This window comes from Enterobacter sp. BIDMC 27 (assembly GCF_000534415.1).
In the GTDB taxonomy this organism is placed as follows: Bacteria; Pseudomonadota; Gammaproteobacteria; order Enterobacterales; family Enterobacteriaceae; genus Enterobacter; species Enterobacter hormaechei_C.
This window is the reverse complement of record NZ_KI973178.1, coordinates 727,690-749,261: the sequence shown is the minus strand read 5'-3', so window position 1 is coordinate 749,261 and position 21,572 is coordinate 727,690. Positions and strand designations below refer to the sequence as shown.

The 21,572-nt window shown below is 55.8% G+C and carries 21 protein-coding genes; 12 read left to right on the top strand and 9 right to left on the bottom strand.

The features are described 5' to 3' along the window. Positions 1-3: 3 nt before the first annotated feature. Complete coding sequence (locus tag L463_RS18920; RefSeq protein WP_023295638.1) at positions 4-924, bottom strand: alpha/beta hydrolase; 921 nt, start codon at positions 922-924, stop codon at positions 4-6. Positions 925-1,122: 198 nt separating this feature from the next. Here L463_RS18920 and L463_RS18925 point away from each other — a divergent pair, with 198 nt between their 5' ends. Together L463_RS18925 and L463_RS18930 are read left to right on the top strand one after the other, a co-directional pair. After that, entirely contained in the window at positions 1,123-1,365 is a 243-nt protein-coding gene (locus tag L463_RS18925; RefSeq protein ID WP_015569912.1) for a ribbon-helix-helix domain-containing protein, read from the top strand. A gap of 2 nt (positions 1,366-1,367) precedes the next feature. Then, positions 1,368-1,739, top strand: coding sequence for a type II toxin-antitoxin system VapC family toxin (locus L463_RS18930; protein ID WP_023295637.1), 372 nt, complete (start codon positions 1,368-1,370; stop codon positions 1,737-1,739). A gap of 39 nt (positions 1,740-1,778) precedes the next feature. Here the strand turns inward: L463_RS18930 and fdhE are convergent, their stop codons facing one another. Genes fdhE through fdnG form a run of 4 tightly spaced genes read right to left on the bottom strand, consistent with a single transcriptional unit; the run spans position 1,779 to position 7,302 of the window. Beyond that, complete coding sequence (gene fdhE / locus L463_RS18935; RefSeq protein WP_003861956.1) at positions 1,779-2,708, bottom strand: formate dehydrogenase accessory protein FdhE; 930 nt, start codon at positions 2,706-2,708, stop codon at positions 1,779-1,781. After that, the gene (fdoI, locus tag L463_RS18940) at positions 2,705-3,340 is read right to left on the bottom strand and encodes a formate dehydrogenase cytochrome b556 subunit (protein ID WP_015569914.1); all 636 of its coding nucleotides are present in this window, start codon (positions 3,338-3,340) and stop codon (positions 2,705-2,707) included. The genes fdhE and fdoI overlap by 4 nt, the downstream gene beginning before the upstream one ends. Further along, positions 3,337-4,239: a formate dehydrogenase subunit beta gene (gene fdxH, locus L463_RS18945; protein ID WP_014072386.1), complete on the bottom strand. Its 903-nt coding sequence runs from the start codon at positions 4,237-4,239 to the stop codon at positions 3,337-3,339. Before fdxH ends, fdoI begins: the two co-directional genes overlap by 4 nt. 12 nt (positions 4,240-4,251) lie before the next feature. Continuing rightward, on the bottom strand, positions 4,252-7,302 hold the full coding sequence (gene fdnG / locus L463_RS18950; protein ID WP_085929672.1) for a formate dehydrogenase-N subunit alpha: 3,051 nt from the start codon (positions 7,300-7,302) through the stop codon (positions 4,252-4,254). Between the two features lie 371 nt (positions 7,303-7,673). Between fdnG and fdhD the strand changes: the two genes are divergently transcribed. The 6 genes from fdhD to L463_RS18985 all read left to right on the top strand — a co-directional run bounded on the left by fdhD (position 7,674) and on the right by L463_RS18985 (position 13,841). Next, positions 7,674-8,510 carry a formate dehydrogenase accessory sulfurtransferase FdhD gene (gene fdhD / locus L463_RS18960; protein WP_032103437.1) on the top strand — a complete coding sequence of 279 codons (837 nt, stop codon included), beginning with the start codon at positions 7,674-7,676 and terminating at the stop codon, positions 8,508-8,510. A 114-nt stretch (positions 8,511-8,624) separates the two neighbouring features. Then, complete coding sequence (locus L463_RS18965) at positions 8,625-8,837, top strand: YdgH/BhsA/McbA family protein (protein WP_015569916.1); 213 nt, start codon at positions 8,625-8,627, stop codon at positions 8,835-8,837. A 486-nt stretch (positions 8,838-9,323) separates the two neighbouring features. Next, entirely contained in the window at positions 9,324-10,037 is a 714-nt protein-coding gene (locus L463_RS18970) for a DUF1120 domain-containing protein (protein ID WP_032103438.1), read from the top strand. A 77-nt stretch (positions 10,038-10,114) separates the two neighbouring features. Further along, positions 10,115-10,801, top strand: a complete 687-nt coding sequence (locus tag L463_RS18975) for a fimbria/pilus chaperone family protein (RefSeq protein ID WP_015569918.1) — start codon at positions 10,115-10,117, stop codon at positions 10,799-10,801. A gap of 26 nt (positions 10,802-10,827) precedes the next feature. Continuing rightward, positions 10,828-13,251, top strand: a complete 2,424-nt coding sequence (locus L463_RS18980; RefSeq protein WP_032103439.1) for a fimbrial biogenesis usher protein — start codon at positions 10,828-10,830, stop codon at positions 13,249-13,251. Next, positions 13,242-13,841 carry a DUF1120 domain-containing protein gene (locus L463_RS18985; protein WP_032103440.1) on the top strand — a complete coding sequence of 200 codons (600 nt, stop codon included), beginning with the start codon at positions 13,242-13,244 and terminating at the stop codon, positions 13,839-13,841. The genes L463_RS18980 and L463_RS18985 overlap by 10 nt, the downstream gene beginning before the upstream one ends. Positions 13,842-13,883: 42 nt before the next feature. On the opposite strand, the gene L463_RS18990 is transcribed toward L463_RS18985, so the two are convergent. Next, entirely contained in the window at positions 13,884-14,207 is a 324-nt protein-coding gene (locus L463_RS18990) for an AzlD domain-containing protein (RefSeq protein WP_015569921.1), read from the bottom strand. Next, positions 14,207-14,866: an AzlC family ABC transporter permease gene (locus L463_RS18995; RefSeq protein WP_032103441.1), complete on the bottom strand. Its 660-nt coding sequence runs from the start codon at positions 14,864-14,866 to the stop codon at positions 14,207-14,209. Before L463_RS18995 ends, L463_RS18990 begins: the two co-directional genes overlap by 1 nt. A gap of 103 nt (positions 14,867-14,969) precedes the next feature. Between L463_RS18995 and L463_RS19000 the strand changes: the two genes are divergently transcribed. The 4 genes from L463_RS19000 to L463_RS19015 all read left to right on the top strand — a co-directional run bounded on the left by L463_RS19000 (position 14,970) and on the right by L463_RS19015 (position 20,082). Beyond that, positions 14,970-15,518 carry a helix-turn-helix domain-containing protein gene (locus L463_RS19000; protein WP_003861973.1) on the top strand — a complete coding sequence of 183 codons (549 nt, stop codon included), beginning with the start codon at positions 14,970-14,972 and terminating at the stop codon, positions 15,516-15,518. A 17-nt stretch (positions 15,519-15,535) separates the two neighbouring features. After that, positions 15,536-16,531, top strand: a complete 996-nt coding sequence (locus L463_RS19005) for a LacI family DNA-binding transcriptional regulator (RefSeq protein WP_003861974.1) — start codon at positions 15,536-15,538, stop codon at positions 16,529-16,531. A gap of 105 nt (positions 16,532-16,636) precedes the next feature. Next, on the top strand, positions 16,637-18,760 hold the full coding sequence (locus L463_RS19010; protein WP_032103442.1) for an alpha-galactosidase: 2,124 nt from the start codon (positions 16,637-16,639) through the stop codon (positions 18,758-18,760). 44 nt (positions 18,761-18,804) lie between these two features. Next, on the top strand, positions 18,805-20,082 hold the full coding sequence (locus tag L463_RS19015; protein ID WP_015569924.1) for an MFS transporter: 1,278 nt from the start codon (positions 18,805-18,807) through the stop codon (positions 20,080-20,082). Here L463_RS19015 and rhaM read toward each other — a convergent pair. Then, the gene (rhaM, locus tag L463_RS19020) at positions 20,070-20,384 is read right to left on the bottom strand and encodes an L-rhamnose mutarotase (protein ID WP_032103443.1); all 315 of its coding nucleotides are present in this window, start codon (positions 20,382-20,384) and stop codon (positions 20,070-20,072) included. The genes L463_RS19015 and rhaM overlap by 13 nt on opposite strands. After that, positions 20,381-21,529: a lactaldehyde reductase gene (gene fucO / locus L463_RS19025; protein ID WP_022649823.1), complete on the bottom strand. Its 1,149-nt coding sequence runs from the start codon at positions 21,527-21,529 to the stop codon at positions 20,381-20,383. Before fucO ends, rhaM begins: the two co-directional genes overlap by 4 nt. Between the last annotated feature and the right edge of the window lie 43 nt (positions 21,530-21,572).

Genomic DNA, 21,572 nt, shown 5'->3' with positions numbered 1-21,572 from the left:
TTCTCACTCTCGCCCGGCATGGTTAATGCGCCAGGCAATATCTCGCATAACGTCTCGCGCTGACTGGCTAATTCCACCCAACTGGAAGAAGCCGTGTATTACACCCCGCCATCGTTGAGCGGTACACTTCACGCCTTGCTCCGTGAGGCGCTGATAAAGCGCCTCGCCTTCGTCGCGTAACGGATCATATTCCGCGGTAACAATATGGACCTTCGGCAGACCGCTAAAGTCGTTGCGCCACAGTGGGCTGACTTCAGGATGTTGACGGTCGGCTCCAGCCAGATACATTTCATAGCCGCTCAAAAGGGTATCGCGAGTAATCACGTAATCCATGCCATTGAGGGTATAGCTTTCAAAACTGGCCGTAGCGTCGAGCATGGGATAGATAAGAATGAGCTGCGCGGGATCCCAGAGACCTTTGGCCTTAAGCCGCAATGACGTTACCAGCGCAAGATGACCTCCCGCGCTGTCTCCACAAAGTGTAATCCGATTTTTATCCACACCTAATTGTTCTGCATTTTGCCAGACAAGATCTGCCGCTCTCTCTGCATCGTCATGCGCAGCGGGGAAAGTATTCTCGGGTGCGAGTCTGTACTGAACCGCAATGACCCGGCAGTTACCGTAAAACGCCAGTTGGCGAAGCTGATTATCATGGGTTTCAAACCCACCGCTGACAAAACAACCGCCATGATAGTAGAGGGCACAAGATAACGTTTCAGGGGCATTGAAAGGCGAAAATACCCGAAAGGTCATCTCCTCAAGAACAAGCGTTTCAACCTGGACACGCGTTTCTGTTTCCCCGGCTAGCGCTGTGCTGGCGACATATCCGCTTCTCCGGTCATCAATACTCTGCTTTCGCGAGGAAGGTCGTCCTGCGGCAATAAACTCCTGTACCAGCTTATCAATACCCTTTTCCAGTGCCATGATTACGTCCTTTTACTGTGTTTTTATACAGTTTATAGCCTGGTTTACAGCAGATGAAAACAGAGAAATGTTGAGAGGTGCATATTGTGGAAAGCGGCTCGCAAAATCGATCATTCCCTAAAAAACGTCCTTTCACCCTAAATTGATAAAGAGTATTTTGCCTGAAAATTAACCAAAGATGATATACTAAGGTGATATATGAGCGTTTTGGCGGAACTTGATATGGGCAGAATACTTATCGATTTGTCTGATGACGTGATTCAACGTTTGGATAATCTCAAGCAATTGCGAAATCAACCACGTGCTGAACTGCTTCGGGAAGCGATAGAACTGTATCTCGACCAGCAGAGTTCTTCTGTTATCCGAAATGCGCTTGGTCTGTGGGGAGACAGAAAAGAGGACGGGCTTGAGTATGAACGCAAGCTGCGTGAGGAGTGGTAATCATGGAGCACATGGCAGTGTTTGATACCAATATTCTCATTGATCTCTTCAACAACCGTGTTGAAGCTGCGGATGCGATTGAGCATACCGCGTCGCATCGTGCCATCAGCTTAATTACCTGGATGGAAGTAATGGTGGGCGCTCGCAGGCATGGTCATGAAGCGAAAACGGCAGCCGTTATGGGCGCTTTTGAAATTATTGATGTGTCTCGGGATATTGTGGAAAGAAGCGTTTTACTACGTGAGAAGCATGGAATGAAACTGCCTGATGCTATCATTCTGGCCACAGCGCAGAGCAGAAAATGTCCGTTGATTTCTCGCAACACGAAAGATTTTGCGGGTATTGACGAGGTCCTTACGCCTTACCAGGTGTAGGCCGGGCAAGCTCGCGCCGCCCGGCACTCTCACAGGAGATTACTCCCCTTCACCCGGGAACAGGAACGGGTTGATCGAGCTGCGGGCAAAGCCCTCCTGCTCCATCTTCGCGTCCAGAATCAGCGAGGCGAGATCGTCGGCCACGGCTTCGACTTTCGGGTCTTTTTCCTGATACAGAATCTTCAGGTAGGTCCCGCAGTCGCCGCAGCTCTCCGCTTTCACCGCCGCGTCTTCATTTTCCAGCGACCAGTAGTTCAGATCGCGGGTCTGTTCGCAGTTGCTGCACTTGATGCGCACCACGTGCCACTCGGTTTCACACAGGTTGCAGTGCAGGTAGCGCAGCCCCTGAGTGGTGCCGATTTGCACCATGCTGGAGACCGGCATTGAACCACACACCGGGCAGAACTGGCGCGCTTCGCCGTATTCGGCGCGGGCTTTACCTGGAATCAGGCTCGCCATTTGCGCCCAGTAGAGCGACAGCGCAGCCCAGATGAACGGCGCTTTATCGCTGCTCACCAGTGAGAAGTCGGAAGCAAACAGCGCGCTCGCCATCTCTTCCAGCTCCTGATCGGAGGCTTTTTCCAGGTTCTCAATGACTGCCAGCGCCGTGCCGCTCATTTCGGGCTTCAGCTCGGCGATCAGGGAATGCAGCAGCTTATGCCAGTGCTTGTCGCGCGGCAGGACGTGAATATCCAGCGGCGGTTTGCCCTGCTCGTTGGCTTCTTTGATGCGTGCGGTCAGGTCCATTTGCAGCGGATGGTCGTACAGCACCACTTCCTGCGCATGGGCGACTAGCGCGGCAAAACGCAGAAAATCGCCCAGCGGGTTGTTCTCTGCCAGCTCGCGCAGACGCTCTGCGCGGCGGTTGTAGAGGTTCTTGAGTCTGGGGAATAACAACGGCGGAATATACTCCGCCGTACGTTTCTCGCTCGACCCCAGCTCATCTTGCGGGATTATGCGAATACTCATTCAGATGACTTTTCCTGTTTCTGGCGGACTTCTCGGTACCAGCGCGGGTGATGTTTCTTCGCCCACGTTTTGGTGACCCAGCCTTCCACCATCGCGGTAATGGTGCCTTTCACCCAGAGGGCGGCGTAAATATGCACCATGATAACCACAATTAACGCCACTGCGGCAAATGAATGCAGCATCAGCGCGAATCGGATCACCGGGATTGAGAAAGCAGGCGCAAAGTACGGACGCCAGATGATCACGCCGCTCACCAGCAACAGGACCAGGAAGATAATCGCCGCCCAGAATACGCATTTCTGGCCGAAGTTATAACGCCCGGTATCACCCACTTCCTCGTTGACGACGATCTTACGAATATTCTTCGCCCAAAAGATATCATCCCGATTGATTAGGTTATGGTGCCAGTAGCGGAAAAACATGATGATGAACGAGGCAAACATCACCACACCCACGAACGGGTGAAGGATGCGCGCCAGCTGCGGCGTGCCCAGTATCTGCATCAGCCAGTTGAAGGACGGGAAGAAGAACCCTAGCCCGCTTATCGCCGCCAGCATGAAGCAGAAGGCGGTGACCCAGTGGTTGATGCGTTCCGGCGCGGTGTAGCGCACGATGGTGTCACGTTTTCTCATTTGCGCACCTCGTCTTTCTCTTCATGCAGGTTGTCGTCTTCCTCTTCCGCACGGTTCGGACCAACGCCGACGTAGTGGAAGATGCTCGCTGCGAAGGTGGCCGCAAAACCGACCGCGGCCAGCGGTTTCCAGATGCCTTTCCAGAACTTCACGGTCGCGCTGATTTCCGGGTTCTCCGGCAGGCCGTGATACAGGTTCGGCTTGTCGGCGTGGTGCAGCACGTACATCACGTGCGTACCGCCAACCCCGGCCGGATCGTACAGGCCCGCGTTATCGTAACCACGAGTTTTCAGCTCGCCCACGCGCTCTGCCGCCAGCGTTTTCATATCCTCTTTGGAGCCAAAGTGGATAGCGCCAGTTGGACAGGTCTTCACGCACGCTGGCTCCTGGCCGACATTTACGCGGTCAACGCACAGCGTACATTTGTAGACGCGGTTGTCTTCCGGGTTCAGGCGCGGCACGTCAAACGGACAACCCGCGATGCAATAGCCGCAGCCAATACACTGCTCGGACTGGAAGTCGACGATGCCGTTGGCATACTGAATGATAGCCCCTTCTGACGGACACGCCTTCAGGCAGCCCGGATCCGCACAGTGCATACAGCCATCTTTGCGGATAAGCCATTCCAGTTTGTCGTTCTGCTCCACTTCCGAGAAACGCATTACCGTCCAGGACTTGGCGGTCAGGTCCGCCGGGTTGTCGTACACCCCGACGTTGTGACCCACTTCGTCACGGATGTCGTTCCACTCTGAACAGGCCACCTGACAGGCTTTACAGCCGATACAGGTGGTCACGTCGATAAGCTTCGCCACTTCCTGCTGGTGGTCCCGCGCCTGAGGCGCGGGCGTGAAACCGTTAGTCGCGGAACGACGGATAATGTCTTGAGATTGATAAGCCATAAGTCGTCTCCGTTAGACCTTTTCCACGTTCACGAGGAAGGCCTTAAACTCCGGCGTCTGCGTGTTCGCATCGCCGACGAACGGCGTCAGGGTGTTTGCAATGAACCCTTTCTTCGCCACGCCCTCATAACCCCAGTGAATTGGGATGCCGATGGTATCCACCTGCTGACCGTGAACGTTCAGCGTGCGAATACGCTTGGTCACCACCGCCTTGGCTTTGATGTAGCCGCGGTTAGAGGAGACCTTCACGGTATCGCCATGGGCAATGCCGAGTTTGTTCGCCAGCTTCTCGCCGATCTCCACAAACTGCTCCGGCTGCGCGATGGCATTCAGCAACGCGTGCTTGGTCCAGTAGTGGAAGTGCTCGGTCAGACGGTAAGTGGTGCCGACATACGGGAACTTGTCCTTTTTACCCAGCGCTTCAAAATCGCCCTTGAAGATGCGGGCTGCCGGGTTAGAGACCACGTTCGGGTGCAGCGGGTTGGTACCCAGCGGCGTCTCAAACGGCTCGTAGTGTTCCGGGAACGGACCTTCCGCCATCTTATCGATAGCAAACAGGCGCCCCATCCCTTCAGGCTGCATGATAAACGGCCCGACATCGCTGCCTGGTGCGGCAGTGCTGTAGTCCGGAATATCCACGCCGCCCCATTTCGCGCCGTCCCACTTCAGCAGCTGACGCTTCGGATCCCACGGGTTGCCCTGCGGGTCAGCTGAGGCGCGGTTATAGAGGATGCGGCGGTTAAGCGGCCATGCCCATGCCCAGCCCAGCGTATTGCCGAGGCCCGACGGGTCGGCGTTATCGCGGTTGGCCATCTGGTTGCCTTTTGGCGTCCAGCTACCGGCAAAGATCCAGCAGCCGCTGGAGGTCGTACCGTCATCGCGCAGGTGCGCAAAGGTGCTGAGCTGATCGCCTTTCTTCGCCAGCACCGCACCGGTCGCCGGGTCGATAACGTCCGCCAGCGCCTTACCGTTGCTCTCCATCGCCACTTCTTCCGGAGACGGATTCTCTGGCGTCGAGTAGTTCCAGGTCATGTTCAGCACCGGCTCAGGCGTTGCGCCGCCTTCAGCCGCGTACATTTTACGCAGACGTAAGAAGATACCGGCCAGGATCTCGCCGTCGTTCAAGGCGATGCCCGGGGCATCCGCGCCTTTCCAGTGCCACTGCAACCAGCGGCCGGAGTTGACGATAGACCCGTTCTCTTCCGCGAAGCAGGTAGACGGCAGACGGAACACTTCGGTCTGAATCTTCGACGGATCGACATCGTTCGACTCACCGTGGTTCTGCCAGAACGTCGACGTTTCGGTATTGAGCGGGTCAATCGTCACCAGGAACTTCAGCTTCGACAGAGACTCGACAACCTTGTTCTTGTTCGGGAACGACGCCACCGGGTTAAAGCCCTGGCAGATATAGCCGTTGACCTGGCCCTGGTGCATCATTTCGAAGTACTGAAGTACGTCGTAACCTTTGTCCCACTTCGGCAGCCAGTCAAAGCCCCAGCTGTTTTCCGCCGTCGCCTTGTCGCCGTAGAAGGCTTTCATCAGCGAGACGAAGAACTTCGGATAGTTGCCCCAGTAGTTCACCTGGCCTTCGAGCAGCGGTTTTGGCGTGCTGGCCGTCAGGTAGGTTTGCAGGTCGGTCTGTTTCTCGCTCGGCAGGTTCATGTAACCCGTCAGGCTCTGAGACAGCAGGCCGAGGTCGGTCAGACCCTGAATGTTGGAGTGACCGCGCAGGGCGTTCACGCCGCCGCCTGCCATCCCCATGTTGCCGAGGAGCAGCTGAACCATCGCCATGGTGCGGATGTTCTGCGCGCCGATGGAGTGCTGCGTCCAGCCGAGCGCATACAGGAACGACGCGGTTTTATCTTTCGCGCTGGTTTCCGCTATCAGCTCGCACACCTTCAGGAAATCCGCTTTCGGCGTCCCACAGATGTTTTCGACAACCTCCGGCGTATAGCGGGACACGTGCTCTTTCAGCAGGTTCCACACGCAGCGCGGGTGTTGCAGGGTGGTGTCGCGCTTCGCAAAGCCGTTTTCGTCCAGCTCGTAGTTCCAGCTGGTTTTGTCGTATTTGCGTTTTTCGGCGTCATAACCGCTGAACAGGCCATCTTCGAAGTGGTAATCCTCACGCACGATCAGGCTGGCGTTGGTATAGGCTTCGGTGTACTCGCGGTTGTATTTTTCGTTGGTCATCAGGTACAGCAATACGCCTGACAGGAAAGTGATGTCAGTACCTGAACGAATAGGGGTGTAGAAATCCGCCACTGACGCTGTACGCGTAAAGCGGGGATCGATCACAATCAGCTTCGCGCCGTTGTGGATTTTGGCTTCCATCGCCCAGCGGAACCCGACAGGGTGCGCTTCAGCGGCGTTACCGCCCATCACCACAATGAGGTTGGCGTTTTTGATGTCGACCCAGTGGTTGGTCATCGCACCGCGACCAAATGTTGGAGCAAGACTTGCTACCGTTGGTCCGTGTCAGACACGCGCCTGGTTGTCGACCGCGAGCATACCGAGTGCGCGCGTAAATTTCTGGGTTAAATAGCCGGTTTCGTTACTGGACGCAGAAGCACACAGCATGCCGGTGGAGAGCCAGCGGTTAACGGTGGTGCCTTCGGCATTCTTCGCGATAAAGTTGGCATCGCGGTCTTCTTTCATCAGCTTAGCGATGCGATCGAACGCTTCCTCCCAGCTGATTTGCTGCCATTTGTCAGAGCCGGGAGCGCGATACTCAGGAAACTTCAGGCGGCTTTCGGAGTGGATAAAATCTACCAGACCGGCCCCTTTCGGACACAGCGCACCACGGTTGACCGGGTGATCCGGATCGCCTTCGATGTGGAAAATGGATGCTTTGGCGTTTTTCGCACCGTCGCCGAGGCTATACATTAACAGCCCACAGCCGACGGAGCAGTACGTACAGGTGTTACGGGTTTCGCGGGTGCGCAGCAGTTTATACTGCCGTGTTTCCGCCAGCGCTACACCGGGCGCAAAGCCCAGTGCCGCCGCCGTGGTGCCTGCCATACCGCCAGCGCAGATCTTAAAGAACTGCCTTCTGCTGACCTGCATGGGTCACTCCTTGGTTCATTACGACATTGCTATGTAGTTTTACTTTGCGGTTGAGAATTAACCGCAAAGGAGAAAAATTTGCATTAATCCCTCATTTCTCCGAGGGATAAGCCCAGAATACCACAATGTCGGTACGCCTGTTCTAACGGGGTTAAAACAAAGTGAACGTATTATCACGGCATTGATTATAAAATGTGATATCAATCACATTTTATCCTGTACATGTTAAAGAGGTGTAGCAGCTGATCGGTTGCACCCCTCCGTATTGAGTAGGAGAATGGTTGCTGAAAAGTTGATCCATACTATGCGTAAGGCCTGCCGTTTGTGTTGCAATAGCAGGCTCACTTCCGTGGTTGTTCAGGAATACCGTTGTGTCTAAACAAAACCGTGCTGCCCACGTGTCGCCACTGCCTGCGGGCATTGTGGAACTGTCGGTACACAGACCGCCTCACATTTCACATGCCACGCCGGATTTTCTGGCGGAAGAGGTCCCCGTTGCCCTGGTTTACAACGGGATTTCGCATGTGGTGATGATGGCTTCGCCGAAAGATCTGGAACTGTTCGCCATAGGTTTTTCCCTCTCGGAAGGCATCATTGCGCATCCGCAGGAGATCTACGGTATGGATGTGGTTCAGGCCTGTAATGGCCTTGAAGTACAAATCGAACTCTCCAGTCGCCGCTTTATGGGGCTGAAAGAGCGCCGCCGGGCGCTGGCCGGACGCACCGGCTGTGGCGTGTGCGGTGTTGAACAGCTTAACGATATCGGTAAGCCCGTCGCGCCGCTGCCGTTTACCCAGACCTTCAACCTCGGTAACCTCGACAAAGCCCTGGAGCACCTCAATGATGTCCAGCCCATAGGTCAGCTGAGCGGCTGTACACATGCTGCGGCGTGGGTGCTCCCGTCGGGCGAGATCGTCGGAGGTCATGAAGATGTAGGCCGCCATGTGGCGCTGGATAAGCTGCTGGGCCGTCGCGCGCGTGAAGATGCCGTCTGGCAGCAAGGGGCCGCGCTCGTTTCCAGCCGCGCCAGCTATGAAATGGTGCAGAAAGCGGCCATGTGCGGCGTGGAGATCCTGTTTGCGGTGTCGGCTGCGACAACGCTGGCGGTCGAAGTGGCAGAGCGCTGCAACCTGACGCTGGTGGGGTTCTGCAAGCCGGGCAGGGCGACAATTTACACCCATCCGCAGCGAGTAATTGTTAATCAGTAATTTTGAATGAGTATAGCAAAACCTTCCGCTTTTAGTTGTTCATGATGAGGGCTAGTATTTATCTCATCAAGGCACGGTGCCTTATCTAAACAACTTAACGAAAAGGTTTATCTCATGAAAAGCATCAAAACTTTTGTCGCTGTAATCGCTCTGGCTGCTTCTTTCGGTTCTTTCGCTGCGCAGACTGTGACTGCATCCGCCTCTACGCTGGATGGTGCAGAAGCTAAAATCGCCGCACAGGCTCAGGAAGCGGGCGCGTCATCCTACAAAATTACCCAGGCATTCACCGGTAACCGCGTACACATGACCGCTGAACTGAACAAATAAGTCATATAGCCGCTGTCCCTTGCTTTTCGGAGCAGGGACAGGTTTCATTCTGCTCCCCTGTTTTATCCCGCCTTCCTGTACAAACCGCCTGTATTTTCAACCTGACAGAAAATAGCCATATCCTCCGGGATATTTCTTATTGGTTGAATAATAACTATAATGTTCCGTCCGGTTGAGTTACCCTTACTTAAAAATCAGCAATCTCATACATGATCTAAATATAAGGTCTGACCAGTTCTTTTAATTCATTTCAATAATGTATGATTTCATGTCTTTCAGACTGTATTTCGGGATTTATTATATAAATAATCAATAATTGATCCCAAATAATAAGGAAATCCTCAGGCTTTAATCCTAAAGAGATTCGGAGTCATTGACCCCGGTTATTCATGATGATAGTTTCAAAAACAATATTAAATCTTTACCCCTAAAACCAAATATTTCTCTTTTGGTTTATTTTGTATTTAACTCATATAAGGAAATTAAATGAACGCGATGTTTAAAAAAGGAGTGCTGGCATCTGTACTGGCAGTAGCGGCGTCTTCAGCAATGGCGGCTTCCAGTGTTGATATTCAGGTTACGGGGAAAATTGTTCCGTCTTCCTGTACACCGGCATTTATTAGCGGTGGCGGTATTGCTGATTTCGGTACCATGAAGGTGGCTAGTCTGAATTCCACCACCCCAACCCCTCTGGCGGATGTTAAAATTATCCCTATTTCTATTACCTGTGAAGAAGCGACCCGCGTTGGCGTGACCTTTAACGATTCGCATGTGGATTCTGCGCCTACGGAGACTATTCCGGTGAACTTTATTGATTCGGATTTCCCTACCAGCGTGGGTTTTACGGCTGGCCTGGGGATGTATGGCGATAAGAAAATTGGCGCTTATTCAATGGGTATCCAAAAGACCGACGGGGCGACGACCAACGGAGACGGTGTAAACCTTTATCCAATCTTCACCAGCGATAACGGTGCATCATGGGGAGTTAAAAGCGGGGTTCGCTATTTACAGGTGAAAGCAGATAAGAGTGAGATTTATTCCTTCACAGATCAAGCGACCGGTACAATTGCACCTGTTGCACAAACTAAAATTAACTTCAACGTGGGCATTGCCGCGATGATTAACCCAACCAACGATTTAAATATCACGGATGAAGCCACCCTGGACGGCTTAACCAACGTTGAGCTGGTTTATCTGTAATCACCCCCACGTATCATGAAATACCTGACACCTCACTTCGGTGGGGTGTCCTATACCAATATTAATGGACTAATATTATGCTGCTTTTAAAGAGAACGCTGATCTGTGCCTGCCTGCTGGCCTCATTCAACGGTATGGCTGCCGGGATGGTGCCGGATACCTCGCTGCTTATTGTCAATGAAGACAAGCAGGGGGCCAGCATGGATGTTAAAAACACCGATGCTGAAGCACAGCTGCTGTACACCAAAATTATTGATCTCCCGGACGACCCCAAACCGGGTCTGATTGCCACGCAGCCGGTTGTGCGCGTAGATGCGGGTAAAACCCAGCGCGTGCGTTTTGTGCTGAAAAACAGTAATGAGCCGCTGAAGGTGGAACATTTTAAGCGTGTCATTTTTACCGCTATCCCTCAGCGTGAAAAAAATAAAGTTAAAGTGGTGTTTAGCCAGAACCTTCCCGTCATTATTCACCCGGCTGGCCTGGCGGTAAATATTGAACCCTGGAAGGCACTCACCTGGCAGATAAAAAATGGCAATGTCACGGTTGAGAATAATACGCCTTATGTCGTCCGACTGGAGCAAAAGGTGAAATTAATGGCCTCGGGTACGATCGCGACATTAGCTAAGACTTACATTCTTCCTGGCGAAAAAATGACGGCCAGCGCCCCAGCCAAAATATCAGCATCCGAAAAACAAATCGAAATCTATCCGGCAACGCGTTATGGCTATAAGGCAGGGAATTATATCGCCGACCTTCAGCAATAAAATCACTTAACAAACATGGAGTAGTTATGTTAAACGGTTCCTGTAAAAAGGGAATGCTCGTGTTTTGCCTTAGCGTGCTGGCATTTAATATTCGGGCTGAGATTTCCTCTAATGCGAATGAATCTCTGGAACTGGCGCGAGCCATATTTGACAGCGATGCTTTAAAAAATAACGGGCTTGATCCGGCCATTGCGGATTACTATTCCCTCACTCCCCGTTTTACCCCTGGCTACCATAATGTGACGGTTAATATTAATGGTAAGCAGCGCAATATTATGCCCGTGAAATTTGATGAGGAAGGAACGCCCTGTATTGATAAAGCGTTTCTGGAAAACGCGGGCCTGATTAAACAGACGAAAAGAGGCACCTGCCCGAAGATTTATCACTACTGGTCCGGATCAACGATTCAGACTTCGCCGGATATTGATGAAATATCGGTTGTTGTACCGCCTGAAGCGATCGACCCTGATTATGGCCGACAGTTCGCCGAGGTGCGTGGCGGACGTGCAGCCATGCTGAATTACTCCATGTTTGGCACCCATAATCACTATGATGATGAGAACGCTGACCGTTTCCAGTCGACCTTTGAAATGGGCTTTAATGCCGGAGACTGGATTGTGCGCAGCACGCAGTTCATTAGCGACGGCAGCGATCAGGATTTTGAGGTTGACTCCCTCTACACCTATGCCCAGCGTACCTTTACCGATTATGGCGTGATGGTGCAGGGTGGCCAGATTAACATCGCCAACAGCCGCTTCAGTATTCCGGGAATTTACGGGGTCCAGATGATGCCGGATACCGCACTCACTCCTCAGGTGGGGACGGGCGTCGAAGTCAGCGGTATTGCCCGTAATCCGCAGGCGCGCGTCGATATCCGCCAGGGCGGACAGCTTATTTACTCAACGCTGGTTCCTGCCGGTCCGTTCAACCTGGAGGACGTGCCGCTGGCGAACCTCAACACCGACCTGAACGTAACGGTCACCGAGACTGACGGCAGCGAAAACCGATTCACTGTCTCGGCAAGTACGTTCCGCAGCAATCATATAGGCCGTGCCCCGGGCTTTACGCTGGCTATGGGCCGCGTTGAAGACATGGACTCACGCTTTGAAAATCCGTGGGTGGTGTCCGCCAACAACGGCTGGTCTGTCAATAAGCGTGTCAATTTCCTGGCCGGTATGGTGATGGCGGATAACCACTATTATGGCTTCTCCGGCAACCTCGATACCATACCGATGCAGAACCTGTATGCCTCGTTGGGTTTTCTGGCGTCAATAGACAACCAGACGCAAACTGACGGCAACAAAACGACGCTGGATCTGGGTTACTCCCTGCCGTGGGGCATTGGGCTTTCGCTGGGCGGTAGCTATGGCACACCGGACTATCGCGAGATGGCGGAACTTTACGGCGACGATGACGATATGTCGCAAACCAAATACGACACCAGCGTCGGTATCAACTGGTCGAGTACCACGCTGGGCCGCTTTTCCCTCAGCTATTATCGCAACGAGAGCTGGAACAGCGACTATGACAGTCGCCGGTTTATCTCGTCGTGGTCACAGACTTTTAAATACTTCAACGTGAGCGTGAACTGGGAGTCGGATGTCAGCCGGCACGACAGCAGCGACAACGATCAGTTTTACGTAAACGTGTCGATCCCGCTGGGACGCTCAGGCGTGACAACCAGCTCCTGGTATCGCGAGAGCGAAGGTAAGCGTTCTTACGGCACGCGGGCAATGGGCTCGCTCAACGCTGAGAACCAGTACACGGTGGGGGTCACTCAGGACCAGGAAGAGAACACCACCAGCTGGGACAGCTCGCTGAACAGTAATCTGCATTACACCAACCTGGCGCTGGCGGCAGGAGGAGATAACGACAGCAATACCAACTACTCAGCAGCATTAAGCGGCGGGATTGTCGCCCACAGCGACGGGGTGACCTTCTCGCCTTACCGCGTGACCGATACGTACGCCATTGCCAGACTGGATAAACCGGTGGCTGGTATCGAGATAGGTACCCCGCGCGGCGCGGTATGGACCGATAAATGGGGCCAGGCGATTATTCCTGCGCTGTCGCCGTTCCGTGAAAGCACGATAGAGATCAACACGGAAAGCCTGCCAGGCAATCTGGACGTAAGAAATGGCAGAACAGCGATCAAAGCGTCTCACGGCGCTGTGGCGAAGTGGGAGTTTGCGACGTTAAGCCAGCGCCGCGTGCTGCTCAGTATACGCCGTGCGGACGGTACGCCGCTGCCGGAAGGTGTCTCGATTGTGGACGCGGCAGGGGAGTATGTGACGAGTGCGCCAGAAGACGGCGTGATCTTCCTGAACGATATCTCTGCCAGCCAGCAGCTGTATGCGAAGCTGGATGAAGGGCGTTGCAGGCTGACGTACACCCTGCCGGAGGCAGAACCGAATAAATTCTATGAAGAGGTGACAGGGAAATGTCTCTGAATAACGTTCGTCAATACGCGCTGATGCTTATGCTGCTCTGCGGCGCAGCGGGACTTTCGGGAATGGCGCAGGCCGATGACGGCGCCTGTGAAATGATGTCGGCGGTGAAGAAAGTCGATTACGGGCGCTACCGTAAAGAGGATATGCGGCAAACGTCCGCTGAGCATATTGGCAAAGTGTATAACGGTTATGCTTCTGTGACGCGTGAAGTTCAGGTTTCGGTGCTGTGTCCGGATGCGCGCAAAATGCGCCTCTCCGTAGACGGGATTGCCCGACAGAACCTGGCGTATCGTTTTACGGATAACGGCGCGATGAAAATCGAATTTAAAGATGGGCGGGTAGACGGGAACCCCGTGCAGCTGGCCGCGGTCGATATTGGCGCGGTAGCCGTTCAGGGAGGCGCTTCTCAGGTGACGCTAAAGCCGGAAAAAGCGCTGGCTGCCGTAAACGGTACAGAAGTGGCGGGCGAGCAGTTTGTCGCCACCATGATGATCACGACCTATCTCTCTGACAAGGCGTTTAGCGTTACTAACACCACGGATTTTGAAGAAACGCTGACGCTTAACGTCGATACGCTTCCTGCGCATTAACCCCTCAGATGCCCGGCAGCGCTGTTCTGTCGGGCATTTTTCTTAGTGGATCCCCGCCAGACGCAGCAGCGCCGTCACCACCGCCGCCGCGACGATCACCACAATTAACGGCATTTTGCGCCAGGCCAGAAACACCGCGAACCCCACCCCCAGTACGCGCGCCATCCCGGCAAAATGGTCCCCTTCATAAAACGTTGTTGCCAGCGCGACGGAGAACAACAAAACGGTTGCCGCGTCTGAAAGCAGCGCCTGCGACCGTTCAGAAAGCGCCAGCCGGCTACCGAGTTTCGCCCCGCCGAGACGCATCAGATAGGTTCCGGCAGAAAGAATGGCGATGCCGAGAATAAAAACCGTCATGTTTTCCATTATTTTTTTCTCGCGGCAAGGCCGAGCAAAGAGAGCAGCACCGGCAGGCCAACCGGCGCAAACGGTACGGCGGCCAGCGACAACACTGCGCCGCTACAGGCGCGGATCAGCGTGGTACGGTTTTTAAATGCCGGCACCACTAACGCCAGCAGGATTGCCGGGAACACCGCGTCCAGCCCGATGGTTTCCGGGTCCGGCAGCAGCTTGCCGACTATCGCGCCCAGCACCGCCCCCAGCGGCCAGATGATTGCCACGCCCAGGCCGCACAGCCAGTAGGCCGCTTTACGCTGCTCGGCGGTTTTTTGCGACAGGCCGAACACCACACTTTCATCATTCATGATATGACAGCCCAGAAAGCTCAGGCCGCGCTTGCCCACCAGTTCACGCACCGTAACGCCGAACGGCACATGGCGCGCGTTAACCAGTAAACCGGCCGCTGCCGCTGCCAGCGGATTGCCGCCGCTCGCCACGATGCCGATAAACATAAACTCGGATGCGCCTGCCAGCACCGTGAGGGAGAGGACAAACGGCACCCACAGCGGGAAACCGTAGGCCATCGCCAGTGAGCCATAAGACATGCCGACCACGCCCACCGCGAGGCAGACCAGGACGATCGCTTTTATCGTGTCGCCTTTCAGGCAAGAGAGGTGATTCTTCATACCATTTTAGCCATATCGAACGTGTTTCCATTATAATGAACGCATCAGAAACGTTTTACAAGACGAACGATTCGTTCGTTATAGAGAGAAAGAGGCCGTTATTATGACGCAGCCAATCAGCGTGATCGCCAAAAGTCTGGTGCGAGAGCGCCTGCGAACCGGGCTCTCACTGGCAGAAATTGCCCGCCGTGCCGGGATCGCCAAATCCACGCTTTCTCAACTGGAGTCTGGCAACGGCAATCCTAGCCTGGAAACGCTGTGGTCGCTTTGCGTGGCGCTGGATATTCCGTTTGCTCGGTTACTGGAGCCGCAGCAACCCGTCACGCAGGTGATCCGCCGCGGCGAGGGCACAAAAGTCGTCGCCGGGCAGGCGAACTACGAGGCGATTTTGCTCGCGGCGTGTCCGCCTGGCGCGCGTCGTGATATCTATCTGCTGCTGACTCAGCCGGGGGCAGACCGTATTTCCCAGCCCCATCCGCCTGGTTCGGTTGAGCATATTATCGTGACCCAGGGGCGGGCGATGGTCGGCCTGATCGACGCGGCGGAAGAGCTCGGCCCGGGAGATTACATTTGCTACCCCGCTGACCAGCCGCATATCTTTAAGGCGCTGGAGCCAGATACGCACGCGCTGCTGGTGGCGGAACAAAACTAACAAAGATACGGAAAATCATGTCGCTTAAAGCCATTGCCAAAGAACTGGGGCTGTCTGTTACCACCGTCAGCCGCGCCCTCAACGGATATGACGACGTTTCTGCTGAGACGCGCGCCCGCGTGGAAGCGGAGGCCCAGCGCCGTGGCTACCGACCAAATACCTTTGCCCGTCGCCTGAAGATGGGCAAAATCGACGCCGTCGGGCTGGTGTTTCCGGTGCATCCTGTTCCGCTCAATAACAGCGTTTTTATGGACATGGTCGGCGAAATTAGCCACGAACTGGCGCGACATGAGATTGACCTGCTGCTCATCGCTGACGACGATCTGGCGGACAAACACAGCTATATGCGCATGGTGCAGAGCCGACGCGTGGATGCGCTGATTGTGGCGCATACGCTGGATCACGATCCGCGTCTTGAGCAGCTACAGGCCGCCGGGTTCCCGTTCCTGGCGCTCGGCCGCAGCCAGCTCCCGCAGCCGTACGCGTGGTTCGATTTCGACAACTATGCCGGCACATATCAGGCCACCCGCTGGCTGATCGAGAAAGGCCATCAGCGCATTGCGCTGCTGGGCGAAAGCAACAACCAGGCATTCATCACCCAGCGCCGCCAGGGCTACCTGGACGCGCTGCGGGAAGCCGGACTTTCCAGCGAATGGCTGCGCGCCATGCCCCCTTCGCGTCGCGTGGGGTATGCCACCACGCAAGAACTTCTCTCCCTGCCGCAGCCGCCCACGGCCATCATTACCGACTGCAACACCCACGGCGACGGCGCAGCGATGGCCCTGGCGCAGATGGGGCGCTTAACCGGTGAAAATGCCGTTTCGCTGGTGGTCTATGACGGCTTACCGCAGGACAGCATTGTCGATATCGACGTCGCGGCGGTGATCCAGTCTACCCGTCAGGGTGTCGGGAAACAGATTGCCGATATGGTGCGCCAGCTGATTAATGGCGACGACATTGACACCCTTCAGGTGCTCTGGCAGCCAGAATTCTCCCCAGGCCAGACGGCCTGATTACACCAAAAATTCCAAACCCGATCACAGATCCGAAACGTTTTGGTTTGTATCCGAAACGTTTCGGATCAACACTCAGGACATCCCGATGACAGGAGATGTCTGATGCAAGATTCCATTTTTCGACTTGAAAGCAATACGGTTGACGTGGTGGTAAAAACCCACCCGTTCGCCGAAATTTTCTACTGGGGGGCACACCTTCAGCACTTTTCGCCGCAGGATGTGCTGAGTATTGCGCGCCCGGTTGCTAATGGCAGGCTGGACGTCGACTCCCCCGTCACGCTGATGGCAGAGCTGGGGCATGGGCTGTTTGGCTCGCCGGGCATCGAGGGGCACCGCCAAGGGCTGGACGGATCGCCGGTATTTAAAACCACGCAGGTGCAGCAGGCGTTAAACGCCCTGACAATCACTGCTGAAGACGAGCATGCAGGCCTGCGCCTGACCAGTGAAATAACGCTGGATGCCAGCGGCGTACTGGTGGTGCGTCATGGGTTAACCAACCTGAAAATGCAGGCGTGGCAGGTGGATCGATTTGCCGTGACGCTGCCGGTGGCCGAACGCGCGCAGGAGGTGATGGCCTTCCACGGACGCTGGATCAGGGAGTTTCAGCCGCACCGCGTGATGCTTGAACATGACAGCTTTGTGATTGAAAACCGTCGGGGTAAAACCTCCCATGAACATTTCCCGGCGCTGATTTCAGGTACGCCGTCATTCAGTGAAATGCACGGCAACGTCTGGGGTATACATCTGGGCTGGAGTGGTAACCACCGCCTGCGCGCAGAGGCGAAAACCGATGGCCGCCGCTATATGCAGGCCGAAGCGCTCTACCTGCCGGGTGAAATGGCGATTGAAGAAGGGGAAACGCTCTGGACGCCGCGCCTGTATGCCAGTCACTCCCCGCACGGGCTGAACGGCATGAGCCAGCAGTTCCACCGCTACCTGCGCGACAATGTTATCCGCTTCCCGGAAGATAAACCGCGCCCGGTGCACCTCAACACCTGGGAGGGGATCTACTTCAACCACGACCCGGACTACATCATGCGCATGGCCGACGAGGCCGCAGCGCTGGGTGTGGAGCGCTTTATCATTGACGACGGCTGGTTCAAAGGCCGCAACGACGACCACGCCGCGCTGGGCGACTGGTATCTGGACGAGAAAAAATACCCGAACGGCCTAAAGCCGGTAATCGATCACGTTAAACAGCTCGGCATGGAGTTTGGTATCTGGGTTGAGCCGGAGATGATTAACCCGGATTCCGATCTGTATCGCGCGCACCCTGACTGGGTGCTGGCGCTGCCGGGCTACGCCCAGGCGACCGGGCGACACCAGCTGGTGCTCAATCTCAATATTCCGCAGGCCTTTGAATATCTGGTCGAACGCATGAGCTGGCTGCTGGGCGAACACGCGGTCGACTACGTGAAATGGGATATGAACCGCGAGCTGGTGCAGCCAGGGCACAAGGGCAAAGCCGCCGCCGACGCCCAGACGCGCCAGTTTTATCGCCTGCTGGACGTGCTGGGCGAGCGCTTCCCGCACATTGAGTTTGAATCCTGCTCCTCCGGCGGCGGGCGAATCGATTATGAAGTGCTGACCCGCTGCCACCGCTTCTGGGCGTCCGACAACAACGACGCGCTGGAGCGCAACACTATCCAGCGCGGCATGAGCTACTTCTTCCCGCCGGAGGTGATGGGGGCGCATATCGGTCATCATAAATGTCACGCCACCTTCCGCCAGCACAGCATTCAGTTCCGCGGGCTAACAGCGCTGTTTGGTCACATGGGGCTGGAGCTGGATCCGCTCACCGTCGATGCGCAGGAGCGTGAAGGCTATCGCCATTACGCCGCGCTGCACAAGCGGTGGCGAGAGGTCATTCATCACGGCACCCAGTGGCGCGTGGATATGCCGGACGCCACCACCCTGGCGCAGGGTATAGTGAGCGAAGATAAGACGCAGGGGCTGTTTTTGGTCAGCCAGCTCGCGATGCCGGATTACACCCTGATGATGCCGCTGCGCATGCCGGGGTTAGACGCCAGCGCGCTGTACCGCATCACGCTGCTCGATCACCCGAACATCCAGATTACGGGCGAGGGCGGGCACACCATGCGTAAGCTGCCGGCGTGGATGAACGCGCCGCAAACGGTAAGCGGTGAGTGGCTGATGCAGGCGGGTATTGCACTGCCGATTCTGGATCCGGAAACCGCCATTCTGATTGGTGTGGAACGCGTGTAAGGGTGACGGGCCGGGCAACCGGCCCTCCGTTGAGGATAAAAATAATGAACACAACAACCTGTACCCACAAAGACAACCCTAATTTCTGGATCTTCGGGCTGTTCTTCTTTCTCTACTTCTTCATCATGGCCACCTGCTTTCCGTTCCTGCCGATCTGGCTGTCGGACATCATCGGCCTGAACAAAACCCATACCGGGATTGTTTTCTCCTGCATCTCGCTGTCGGCCATTGCCTTCCAGCCGGTGCTGGGGGTCATTTCGGACAAGCTGGGGCTGAAAAAACACCTGCTTTGGATCATCTCGGTGCTGCTGTTCCTGTTCGCGCCGTTCTTCCTGTACGTCTTCGCCCCGCTGCTGAAAACCAATATCTGGCTGGGGGCGCTGAGCGGTGGGTTGTATATCGGCTTTGTCTTCTCAGCGGGGTCGGGGGCGATTGAGGCCTATATTGAGCGCGTAAGCCGCAACAGCTTTTTTGAGTACGGCAAGGCGCGTATGTTCGGCTGTCTCGGCTGGGGGCTGTGCGCCTCAACGGGCGGCATCCTGTTCGGCATCGATCCGTCGTACGTCTTCTGGATGGGGTCGGCCGCGGCGCTGTTGCTGATGCTGCTGCTGGTGGTCGCGAAACCGAAGCCTAACCAGACGGCGCAGGTGATGAACGCCCTGGGCGCGAATCAGCCGCAGATCACCGCTAAAACCGTCTTTACCCTGTTCCGCCAGCGCAGAATGTGGATGTTCATCCTGTACGTGATTGGCGTGGCCTGCGTGTATGACGTCTTCGACCAGCAGTTTGCCACCTTCTTCAAAACCTTCTTCGCCACGCCGCAGGAGGGGACCCGTGCCTTTGGTTTCGCCACCACGGCGGGGGAAATCTGTAACGCGATCATTATGTTCTGCTCGCCGTGGATCATTAACCGCATCGGCGCGAAAAACACGCTGCTGATTGCCGGGGTGATCATGGCGACGCGCATTATCGGCTCGTCGTTTGCCACCACTGCCGTGGAGGTGATTGCCCTGAAGATGCTGCACGCGCTGGAAGTCCCGTTCCTGCTGGTGGGGGCATTCAAGTACATCACCGGGGTGTTTGATACGCGCCTGTCGGCCACCATCTACCTGATTGGCTTCCAGTTTGCCAAACAGTCGGCGGCGATCTTCCTCTCCGCCTTTGCCGGAAATATGTATGACCGGGTCGGCTTCCAGGAGACGTATCTGATACTGGGCTGCTTCGTGCTGGCGATCACGGTGGTGTCGGCGTTTACGCTGAGTGGCAGGCGGGAGATTGCTGCCGCCTCGGGGGCAGCAGCGTTAACACATCAGTCCAGGTAAAACACCTCTTTCAGCGCCGAACTCACCGGGCTGTTATCCGAGTTCGACGGCATAACGTCACCCATATACTTCCACCAGCGCTGGCAGACATCGGTGTTTGCCACCGCGTTCCAGCGCTCCTCCGATTCAATCTCCACCGTCGCAAACAGCAGGTTGCGGGTTTTGTCGAGGTAAATGGCGTAGTGGTGCGCGCCATGGGCTTTCAGTACCGCCTCCAGCTCAGGCCAGATCGGGTTGTGGCGACGTGCGTACTCCTCGTGCGCGTCCGGGTTTACCTGCATCACAAACGCTTTGCGGATCATAAAGCCTCCAGGTACAGCTCGCGGACCTCATCGCGGCTGGCGGTGCGCGGGTTGCACGGCGCGCACGGGTCGGCGAGGGCTTTATCCAGCCAGCCTTCAATATCGGCTTTGGTGACGCCGAGCTGGCTAAATCCGGACGGAATGCCGACGCGAGCGCTCAGGTCGCGAATCGCCTGAATGGCCGACATGCTGGCCGCTTCATCGCTCATGCCGCGCGTGTCAACGCCCATCGCCTGCGCCACGCGGGCGAAACGTGCGACCGCGTTCGGGCGGTTAAAGTTTTCGATGATCGGCAGCAGAATGGCGTTGCACACGCCGTGCGGCAGGTTGTGCGTCGCGCCCGGCTGGTGCGCCAGGGCGTGCACCAGCCCCAGACCGGCGCTGTTAAACGCCATGCCCGCCAGATACTGACCAAAGGCCATCTGCTCGCGCGCTTCCAGGTTGTGACCATCGTCGACCGCTTTCGGCAGCCACAGGTTGATCAGGCGAATCGCTTCCAGCGCGTTAGCATCGGTCAGCGGGTGCGCGCCGACGGACACGTAGGCTTCAATCGCATGAGTCAACGCATCCATGCCGGTTGCGGCGGTCACGGAGGCGGGAATATCGAGCATCACGCTGGCATCGTCCACGGCGATATCCGGGATGATGTTCGGATCGATTATCACCTCCTTCACCTGGCGCGCGGAGTCGATGATCACCGCGTTGCTGGTCATCTCTGCTGCCGTGCCTGCGGTGGTGTTGATCGCCACAAGCGGTACGCCCGCGTTTTTCACCTTGCCGACGCCGGAGTAATCGGTTGACGGACCTGGGTTGGCGGTGAGGATTTTGATCGCCTTGGCGGTATCAATCGGGCTGCCGCCGCCAAAGGCAATCAGGTAATCACACTCCGCATCCTGATATGCCGCATAGCCTTTTTGCACCAGCGCTTCCGTCGGATTCGGGAATACCTCATCGAACAGGTGATACGACATCTGATGGGCGTCGAGCGCGGAAAACAAACTGTCGAGCAGGCCAAGTTTCACCAGCTGGCCGTCGGTGACAATCAGCGCTTTTCCCCACTGTTTGTTTGCCACCAGATTGACCATATCGCCGATCGCGCCCGCGCCGTGCAGGCTGATTTTGGGGAGTGCCAACATAAAGCTCATGATAATTCTCCTTAATTACTGTGATTTTTATGCCCGGCGGCGC

Excerpts from the sequence above, each read along its gene's own strand:
- fdoI (WP_015569914.1), bottom strand. The coding sequence starts at position 3,340 with ATGAGAAAACGTGACACCATCGTGCGCTACACCGCGCCGGAACGCATC.
- L463_RS18930 (WP_023295637.1), top strand. The coding sequence starts at position 1,368 with ATGGAGCACATGGCAGTGTTTGATACCAATATTCTCATTGATCTCTTC.
- L463_RS18970 (WP_032103438.1), top strand. The coding sequence starts at position 9,324 with ATGAACGCGATGTTTAAAAAAGGAGTGCTGGCATCTGTACTGGCAGTA.
- L463_RS18920 (WP_023295638.1), bottom strand. The coding sequence starts at position 924 with ATGGCACTGGAAAAGGGTATTGATAAGCTGGTACAGGAGTTTATTGCC.
- L463_RS18985 (WP_032103440.1), top strand. The coding sequence starts at position 13,242 with ATGTCTCTGAATAACGTTCGTCAATACGCGCTGATGCTTATGCTGCTC.
- L463_RS19015 (WP_015569924.1), top strand. The coding sequence starts at position 18,805 with ATGAACACAACAACCTGTACCCACAAAGACAACCCTAATTTCTGGATC.
- L463_RS19010 (WP_032103442.1), top strand. The coding sequence starts at position 16,637 with ATGCAAGATTCCATTTTTCGACTTGAAAGCAATACGGTTGACGTGGTG.
- L463_RS18995 (WP_032103441.1), bottom strand. The coding sequence starts at position 14,866 with ATGAAGAATCACCTCTCTTGCCTGAAAGGCGACACGATAAAAGCGATC.
- L463_RS18925 (WP_015569912.1), top strand. The coding sequence starts at position 1,123 with ATGAGCGTTTTGGCGGAACTTGATATGGGCAGAATACTTATCGATTTG.
- rhaM (WP_032103443.1), bottom strand. The coding sequence starts at position 20,384 with ATGATCCGCAAAGCGTTTGTGATGCAGGTAAACCCGGACGCGCACGAG.
- L463_RS18990 (WP_015569921.1), bottom strand. The coding sequence starts at position 14,207 with ATGGAAAACATGACGGTTTTTATTCTCGGCATCGCCATTCTTTCTGCC.
- L463_RS18975 (WP_015569918.1), top strand. The coding sequence starts at position 10,115 with ATGCTGCTTTTAAAGAGAACGCTGATCTGTGCCTGCCTGCTGGCCTCA.
- L463_RS18980 (WP_032103439.1), top strand. The coding sequence starts at position 10,828 with ATGTTAAACGGTTCCTGTAAAAAGGGAATGCTCGTGTTTTGCCTTAGC.
- L463_RS19005 (WP_003861974.1), top strand. The coding sequence starts at position 15,536 with ATGTCGCTTAAAGCCATTGCCAAAGAACTGGGGCTGTCTGTTACCACC.
- L463_RS18965 (WP_015569916.1), top strand. The coding sequence starts at position 8,625 with ATGAAAAGCATCAAAACTTTTGTCGCTGTAATCGCTCTGGCTGCTTCT.
- fdxH (WP_014072386.1), bottom strand. The coding sequence starts at position 4,239 with ATGGCTTATCAATCTCAAGACATTATCCGTCGTTCCGCGACTAACGGT.
- fdhE (WP_003861956.1), bottom strand. The coding sequence starts at position 2,708 with ATGAGTATTCGCATAATCCCGCAAGATGAGCTGGGGTCGAGCGAGAAA.
- L463_RS19000 (WP_003861973.1), top strand. The coding sequence starts at position 14,970 with ATGACGCAGCCAATCAGCGTGATCGCCAAAAGTCTGGTGCGAGAGCGC.
- fucO (WP_022649823.1), bottom strand. The coding sequence starts at position 21,529 with ATGAGCTTTATGTTGGCACTCCCCAAAATCAGCCTGCACGGCGCGGGC.